The organism is Phocaeicola intestinalis (assembly GCF_014837065.1).
Classification (GTDB): domain Bacteria; phylum Bacteroidota; class Bacteroidia; order Bacteroidales; family Bacteroidaceae; genus Phocaeicola; species Phocaeicola intestinalis.
The window spans coordinates 21,846-29,102 of sequence record NZ_JACSPP010000051.1; the positions used below are offsets into that span (position 1 = coordinate 21,846).

General features: G+C 46.4%; 9 protein-coding genes. 2 read left to right on the forward strand and 7 right to left on the reverse strand.

From position 1 onward, the window contains the following. Positions 1-35 precede the first annotated feature (35 nt). From H9625_RS13540 to H9625_RS13550, 3 genes are all read right to left on the reverse strand, one after another. A complete protein-coding gene (locus H9625_RS13540) occupies positions 36-1,400 on the reverse strand; it encodes a lactate utilization protein B (protein WP_022040283.1) in 1,365 nt (454 codons plus the stop codon). Continuing rightward, a complete protein-coding gene (locus H9625_RS13545; RefSeq protein WP_087209744.1) occupies positions 1,397-2,137 on the reverse strand; it encodes a (Fe-S)-binding protein in 741 nt (246 codons plus the stop codon). The genes H9625_RS13540 and H9625_RS13545 overlap by 4 nt, the downstream gene beginning before the upstream one ends. Before the next feature lie 204 nt (positions 2,138-2,341). Then, complete coding sequence (locus tag H9625_RS13550) at positions 2,342-3,031, reverse strand: MIP family channel protein (RefSeq protein ID WP_087209746.1); 690 nt, start codon at positions 3,029-3,031, stop codon at positions 2,342-2,344. 163 nt (positions 3,032-3,194) lie between these two features. Between H9625_RS13550 and H9625_RS13555 the strand changes: the two genes are divergently transcribed. Further along, positions 3,195-3,422, forward strand: coding sequence for a winged helix-turn-helix domain-containing protein (locus H9625_RS13555; RefSeq protein ID WP_022040285.1), 228 nt, complete (start codon positions 3,195-3,197; stop codon positions 3,420-3,422). Between the two features lie 15 nt (positions 3,423-3,437). Beyond that, the gene (locus tag H9625_RS13560) at positions 3,438-3,611 is read left to right on the forward strand and encodes a hypothetical protein (RefSeq protein WP_191764833.1); all 174 of its coding nucleotides are present in this window, start codon (positions 3,438-3,440) and stop codon (positions 3,609-3,611) included. Between the two features lie 350 nt (positions 3,612-3,961). On the opposite strand, the gene H9625_RS13565 is transcribed toward H9625_RS13560, so the two are convergent. The 4 genes from H9625_RS13565 to H9625_RS13580 form a co-directional block, all read right to left on the reverse strand. Further along, complete coding sequence (locus H9625_RS13565; RefSeq protein ID WP_022040287.1) at positions 3,962-4,171, reverse strand: winged helix-turn-helix domain-containing protein; 210 nt, start codon at positions 4,169-4,171, stop codon at positions 3,962-3,964. A gap of 171 nt (positions 4,172-4,342) precedes the next feature. Beyond that, a complete protein-coding gene (locus H9625_RS13570; protein WP_087209755.1) occupies positions 4,343-4,816 on the reverse strand; it encodes a C-GCAxxG-C-C family protein in 474 nt (157 codons plus the stop codon). Positions 4,817-4,825: 9 nt separating this feature from the next. Next, positions 4,826-5,785 (reverse strand): D-2-hydroxyacid dehydrogenase, encoded by a 960-nt coding sequence (locus tag H9625_RS13575; RefSeq protein ID WP_022040289.1) that lies wholly within the window; start codon positions 5,783-5,785, stop codon positions 4,826-4,828. Between the two features lie 15 nt (positions 5,786-5,800). Then, on the reverse strand, positions 5,801-7,075 hold the full coding sequence (locus H9625_RS13580) for a replication-associated recombination protein A (protein ID WP_191764835.1): 1,275 nt from the start codon (positions 7,073-7,075) through the stop codon (positions 5,801-5,803). Between the last annotated feature and the right edge of the window lie 182 nt (positions 7,076-7,257).

The following is a 7,257-nucleotide window of genomic DNA, read 5'->3' on the forward strand; positions in this document are numbered from 1 at the left end:
GTCACCTAGTATCTGGTCAACCAGTCCCCTTATACTCAAACTTTTCCTTTCTTCCACATCTCGTTGAAACTCTCTTTGACAAACTTCGGCATCTCATGCTCCTTGCCCCAGTCATTCATGCCGTTGTACAATGTCCAGCGAGGAAGCGAATTGGCGATGGAAGCATTCTTCAAGGCAAAGTTGAACAAGGCAGGACGCTCCATCAGGAACTTCATGCCGCCCGACATCAGCTTCTTTTCCTTGCTTGCCACACCCAAGCCGTCCATGCGCTGGCGCCAACGGTAAATCTGGTCGGCAAGGTCAACCTTTGCCGGACACACATTCTGGCACGAATAACACAGTGAACATGCCGAAACATTGTCATAATAGTGCAAAGGAGCCTTCAGCATACCCAGATTGATGCCGATGGGTCCCGGTATGAAATAGGTGTACGAATAACCTCCCGAACGCCTGTACACCGGACAAGTATTCATACACGCACCACAACGCAGGCAATTCAGCGTCTTCACATGCTCCTGGTCGGCAAGAATCTGGCTTCGCCCATTATCTACAATGATGATATGCAACTCGCCTCCCTTCCGTGGCTTACGGTAATGCGACGTATATGAAGTAATGGGCTGCCCTGTGCCCGAACGTGCCAACAGACGGGTAAATACGCCCAAAGCTTCACGGTCGGGAACAATCTTTTCCAGCCCGAAAGCCGTAATCTGAAGTTTGGGCTGCGAAGTGCCCATATCGGCGTTCCCTTCATTGGTACACACTACACATTCACCGGTCGATGCCACCGCAAAATTGGCACCCGTCATGGCTGCTTCCGCATGAATGAACTTCTGGCGCAAGTTCTTGCGTGCTGCATGAGTCAGGTATGTCTGGTCGTTATTGCCTGGCTCGGTACCCATTTCACGCACGAACAATTCACCGATTTCTTCTTTCTTGATATGAATGGCAGGCATCACGATATGGCTCGGACGCTTGTGCATCAGTTGAAGGATGCGTTCGCCCAAGTCACTTTCCACCACCTCGATTCCTTTTTCTTCCAGATACTCGTTCAGCCCACACTCCTCGGCAAGCATCGATTTGCTCTTGATGAAATGCTTCACCTGATGCCCGCTCAGGATATTATAAATAATTTTACAATACTCATCGGCATCTTTTGCCCAATACACATATGCCCCGTTGGCAAGTGCATTTTTCTCAAATTCCTGCAACAACTGGTCCAAATGACTGTTGCTGTACATCTTCAGGGCACATGCCGCATCACGCAACTGCTCCCACTCAGGAACCTCCTTACTCATTTTATCCCGTTTGGCACGCACCATCCATAACGTCTCGTCGTGCCAGGCAGCCATCTCACGGTTCTTCAGAAACGCTCCGGCAGCTTTCGAATGTTTCGTACTCATAATCCTGCAGCTAAAATTTGAACAATATGAATGGTCTTGATAGGCAGATGGTCGCGCTCAATAATGCCTGTCTGATGCATCAGGCACGAACTGTCTGCTCCTACGATATACTCGGCACCCGTATCGATGTGCCGTTGCACCTTATCGCGCCCCATACGCCCCGACACATCGTGTTCTTCTACGGCAAACATGCCTCCGAAGCCACAACATTCGTCCGGACGCTCAGGCTCTACAATCTCGATACCCTTTACCAACGACAACAAATCGCGCAATTTATTATAATAAGGTACGTTCAGTTCACTGGGCGACGAAAGGTGCATCAGCCTCACCCCGTGACAACTGTTCTGAATGCTGACCTTATGCGGGAACGATGCCGGAAGCGAATCCGGCTTTATCACATCGTGGATAAACTCGCAAATATCGTAAATCTTGCCTTCACTAGCACAACGGTGCGGTTCCTCTTTCAGCAAATTGCCATAATGGTCGCGTACGAACACCACACAACTGGCAGAAGGCCCGACGATATAATCGTACCCCTCAAACAATCTATCGAAACGCTTTGCCAGCTCTTTCGATTCCATTTCAAACCCTGCATTTGCCATCGGCTGTCCGCAACAGGTCTGGTCCAATGGATAATCCACATCCACCCCCAGGCTTTTCAGGAGCTTGTAGGAGGCAACCCCCACTTCGGGATAGACGGCATTGATGTAACAGGGAACAAACAATCCTACTTTCATTTTTCTTACCATTAAGTTATTTCACAAGCAAAGTTACGCTATATTCTTGAATAAACGAAACGACTTTACGGATATTTTCAGGAAGGATGAAATAACCTCCGCATCGGCTTTTGCAGATTTATGGCAAAACCACTAAAAAAAGGATGCGTCAAAAAAATACATAAATGACGCATCCTTGTGTTTCTCCTTATTATATATATGACACTACCGGTTTACCCGTCCTCCACCAATGGTCTTCCATACCAGCGAACTGAACGCAGCTCCTACGAAAGGTGCTACAATGAAGAGCCAAAGCTGTTCCAGTGCCTGACCGCCTTCCACCAAGGCAGGACCGATACTACGTGCAGGATTGACCGATGTCCCCGTAATAGGAATACATACAATGTGAATCAAAACCAAAGTCAAGCCAATGGCAAGTCCGGCAAAATTACCCGCTCCCTTCTTTTCATCAGTCGCACCCAATACCACCAATACAAAAATAAAGGTAAACACTGCCTCGGCAATAAAAGCCTGGGCCATTTCTCCAGAGTCGTACGAATTCGCACCAGACAGGGTAGGTCCGCCATGCCCTCCGGTAGAAACAAGAAGTACCAGGAGCAACGAACCGATAATGCCCCCTATCACCTGAAAAATCATATACATTGCTGCATCACGGGTACTCATACGACCCGACATCCATACACCCAACGTAATGGCCGGATTGATATGACATCCCGAAACATTACCGATGGTATACGCCATAGCTACCACCGACAAACCAAAAGCCAAAGCAACTCCCAACGTTCCTACGCCTGCACCAAGAGCATCTGCCGCATTCCCTGCAAAGATAGCGCTGCCACATCCCATCAGGACAAGAATCATCGTCCCGAGCATTTCTGCCAAATATTTTCTCATAAGCCATAAGAATTAAAAGTTAAACATATAGGTTATTTGCCACCAAATTACAAAAAATATTGGAATTTATCGCTAAATTCAGTATATTTGTATCAAAGTTTAGGCAGAAATATCAAAAAACGCTGACCCAAACAGAACCATTCATCTTAAAAACCATACGACTATGAACATGCAAAGTATCGGCGAAAGCGCAGGAGTCATCTGGAAAATACTCTATGGTGACAACAGAAAATGGGAATACCAGGAATTAAAAAAGGCTACAGGCTTACGGGACCGTGAACTAAATGCCGCAATCGGCTGGTTGGCACGCGAAGGAAAAATCCAATTTGAAGAGGGTGACAACGAGCATCCGACCGCTCTTTATATTGAACTGAGTCTTTACATCGGATAAAAAGAGCAATAATGAATGTCCGCAAACAACCAATACATACCCTTTGACAATGAAGATAACGGCATAAGTGGTTTCCATATTACTGCATCTGACTACGGAATGCACTTACTTGACAAAGTCAGTACTACTGTATTGGCAGATGAAGTATATATCCGTAGGCAGATGAAGTATATATCCGTAGGCAGATGAAGTATATATTCAACCGCGTATGCAGTATATATTCATTTTTTAGGAGTATGCATTGACAGTTTGCAGACATTCATTTTCAGAAGCTGTTTTGAATTTATCGTGCGATGATTTGGGATGAGTTTTTGAGGCATTTTCGCTTCTGTGATGAGGAAGATAGCGGGCTATCTGACGAAGAACAGGAGCGAAAAGGACCAAAAAATCGCCCAAAGCACACACGAAAACGAATACATCAAGCCAAGAAAAACTTTTTGGAGAAATTCAAAACAGCTTCTCACCAAAATCATAAAAAAAACGTTGAAAAAATCCCTGATGACTTCTTCAACGCCTTTTTCTGTACCGCAAGATTTTACTTATTTCAACACAAAAGTCAATTCACCTGCTTCATCTTCTTTTTCTTCAATCTTGTCTTCTCTCAACAGCCAACCCAAACCTAAAAACAATTCTTTCTCTGTTTTCAGTTTCGTAGCTTTTTTCAGCTCTTTTTGAGTCATGCCTTTTTCATTCCCATTCAGTGCCTCCCAGATTTGTCCGGCGATAACACCTGCTTTTTCTTTTAACATAGTCTTTTGCTTTTAAATAGTAAACATAAAAAACTAACTCAGAAAAGTCTGCGTAGTCCCTTGCAAAAGTAATTAAAAAAAACAAATCTATGCACGCTTATTTGAAAAAGTTTCAGCTTATCAAGAAAAAACAAGCAAAATACAACTCTTTAAATGTTCTGAACGTAACATTCACTTCGAAAAATGTCCTTGTCCTTCCAAAAAGTCACCGAAGATACGAGCTGCCAACTCTATCATTTTCGGACAAGGACGCTTGGCATAATATTGTGGCGTGCGCTCCTCGGGAACAGAGGTTACAGGCTCTTTTTTCGACAAGCCCAACAATTCTCCACAACACAACGTACCGGTCTGTTCCTTGAACTTTGCGGCAAGCTCTTGCACCAAAGCATAATTGGCAGACTTGCTTGCACGATCGGCTCCCACGACTGCACTACGTTCCAGTCCGGCAAGCAAAAACATGCCACATGCCGCTCCACAAGTCAGACGCATCCGTCCGATTCCGGCACCGAACGAAGCCGACATCCGGAACGCCTGCTCGGGTGTAAAGCCATAAAGGTCGGCGTATGCCCCTACCACCGATTGTGCACAATTGTATCCTTCTTTAAATAAAGACACAGCTTTCGCCACACGTTCTTCTTTCGTCATCATAATTGATTAGTTTTCCAATACATTATTAATAGGTTTCCCCCCAATCCATGCCTGCAGATTGTCTACTACCTGTTTCATCAACCGTTCACGCGCTTCTTGAGTAGCCCAGGCAATGTGAGGCGTAATGAAACAATTTTTCAATTTCAATAAAGGGTTCCCGGGCGAAGGAGGCTCCGATGAAAGTACGTCAAGTCCCGCCCCAAGCAGTTTTCCACTCAGCAAAGCACGTTCCAATGCTTTCTCGTCTATCAGCCCACCCCTGCCGGTATTGATTAAAATCGAACCTTTCTTCATCAATGACAAACGGAACGAATTGACCATTTCCTTCGTTTCAGATGTAAGCGGACAATGCAGGCTCACGATGTCGCAAGTAGAAAACACATCATTCAATTTCGCCTTCTCGTATTCTTTCGGCAATTTCATATCCATATTATGCGGACAAACAACCACTTTCATGCCAAATGCCGAAGCCACCTTAGCCATAGCCTGACCGATATGCCCGAAACCGACCAGCCCGATGCGCTTCCCGGCCAACTCTACCAGCGGAGTGTCGCGATAAGAAAAATCATTTTGTGCACTCCACACACCGTTGTGCACCTCGTTTGCATAATGCCCCACGCGTAATGTAATGTTCAGGATATGGGCAAAAGCCATCTGTACTACCGAATCGGTGCTGTATGCCGGAATGTTGGTCACAACAATGCCCTGCTTACGGGCTACCTCCAGATCAATGATGTTATACCCTGTAGCCAACACACCTATGTATTTCAAATCGGGCAAATGTTCCAACGTGTAACGGTCGAGCACGACTTTATTGGTCAATACCACATCAGCCCCTTCTGCCCTCCTTATCACATCTTCCTGTGACGTACGGTCGTGTACCGTCAATTCGCCCAGTTCTTTCAATTCTTCCCATTCACGTTCTCCCGGATTCAATGTATATCCGTCTAATACTACAATCTTCATAATTACTTTTCTTTGTTATTCTTTAAACCGCTCTCCCCACAACTGCACCATCCGGTCTTTCAACTTCTGTTCGGCAGGGTTTTCCTGCGCATGCCAGAAACGATGTCCCTGGATGCCGTCGGGTAAAAATTGCTGTTCTACAAAATGTCCTTTATAATCGTGTGCGTACTTGTATTCCTTCCCATATCCCAGCTCCTTCATCAGCTTGGTAGGAGCATTGCGCAAGTGGAGTGGCACAGGCAAGTTTCCGGTAGTGCGAACCGTACTTATCGCTTCATTGATGCCCATGTATGCCGAATTGCTCTTGGGACTGGTAGCCAGATAGACGGTGGCTTCTGCCAGCGGAATGCGCCCTTCGGGCCAGCCAATCTTCATTACGGCATCGAATGCTGCATTGGCAAGCAACAACGCATTCGGGTTTGCCAGCCCGATGTCTTCCGAAGCCGATATCACCAGCCTGCGGGCAATGAAGGCAGGGTCTTCTCCCCCCTCTACCATACGGGCAAGCCAATACAAAGCACCGTCCGGGTCGCTTCCCCGAATCGACTTGATGAAAGCCGAAATGATGTCGTAATGCATCTCACCATCCTTGTCGTATGCCAAAGGATTCTGTTGCAGGCGTTCCACCACTTTCCCATCGGTAATGACAATCGGGTCCGAGTCGTCCGCTTCTACCACCAGTTCCAGAATGTTCAACAACTTACGCGCATCTCCTCCCGAATAGCGCAACATCGCATCGGTTTCCTTTAATTCGATGTGTTTCTCTTTCAGCACCGCGTCTTTCTCCAGCGCATGGTGAAGCAATTCCAGCAAGTCGTCTTTCTCCAACGATTTCAGCACATACAGCTGACACCTTGAAAGCAACGGACGGATTACCTCAAACGAAGGATTCTCCGTAGTGGCACCTATCAAGGTAACCACCCCCGTTTCTACAGCGCCCAGCAACGAGTCTTGCTGCGACTTGCTGAAACGGTGTATTTCGTCGATGAAAAGAATCGGACTCTGCTGCGAAAAGAAACGCCCGCCACGAGCTTTTTCGATGACATCACGCACTTCCTTCACTCCCGAAGTGACTGCACTCAAGGTATAGAAAGGCACTTCCAGCCTGTTGGCTATGATTTGTGCCAACGTGGTCTTCCCCACTCCGGGAGGCCCCCATAATATAAAGGAAGAGATGCGCCCGGCATCAATCATCCGCCTCAATACGGCACCTTCTCCCACCAGATGTTTTTGCCCGATATAATCGTCTAACGTTTTCGGGCGCATCCGTTCCGCCAATGGTTGTGACATAACTCTAACTTTTTATCTCACAAAAGTAAGTATTTTCAAGATGTGAAGGAAAAACAGAGCTGGGAATTTTATAAAAAAGGCAAACGTAAGGGCATAAAAAACTCTGTGTGGTGATAAATGTACTAAAATCTGTTAAGTCCGCTGGTGCAGCTTTTCTAATGGAATGAAAGCGACTAAATTTG

Excerpts from the sequence above, each read along its gene's own strand:
- H9625_RS13580 (WP_191764835.1), bottom strand. The coding sequence starts at position 7,075 with ATGTCACAACCATTGGCGGAACGGATGCGCCCGAAAACGTTAGACGAT.
- H9625_RS13545 (WP_087209744.1), bottom strand. The coding sequence starts at position 2,137 with ATGAAAGTAGGATTGTTTGTTCCCTGTTACATCAATGCCGTCTATCCC.
- H9625_RS13565 (WP_022040287.1), bottom strand. The coding sequence starts at position 4,171 with ATGTTAAAAGAAAAAGCAGGTGTTATCGCCGGACAAATCTGGGAGGCA.
- H9625_RS13570 (WP_087209755.1), bottom strand. The coding sequence starts at position 4,816 with ATGACGAAAGAAGAACGTGTGGCGAAAGCTGTGTCTTTATTTAAAGAA.
- H9625_RS13550 (WP_087209746.1), bottom strand. The coding sequence starts at position 3,031 with ATGAGAAAATATTTGGCAGAAATGCTCGGGACGATGATTCTTGTCCTG.
- H9625_RS13560 (WP_191764833.1), top strand. The coding sequence starts at position 3,438 with ATGTCCGCAAACAACCAATACATACCCTTTGACAATGAAGATAACGGC.
- H9625_RS13575 (WP_022040289.1), bottom strand. The coding sequence starts at position 5,785 with ATGAAGATTGTAGTATTAGACGGATATACATTGAATCCGGGAGAACGT.
- H9625_RS13540 (WP_022040283.1), bottom strand. The coding sequence starts at position 1,400 with ATGAGTACGAAACATTCGAAAGCTGCCGGAGCGTTTCTGAAGAACCGT.
- H9625_RS13555 (WP_022040285.1), top strand. The coding sequence starts at position 3,195 with ATGAACATGCAAAGTATCGGCGAAAGCGCAGGAGTCATCTGGAAAATA.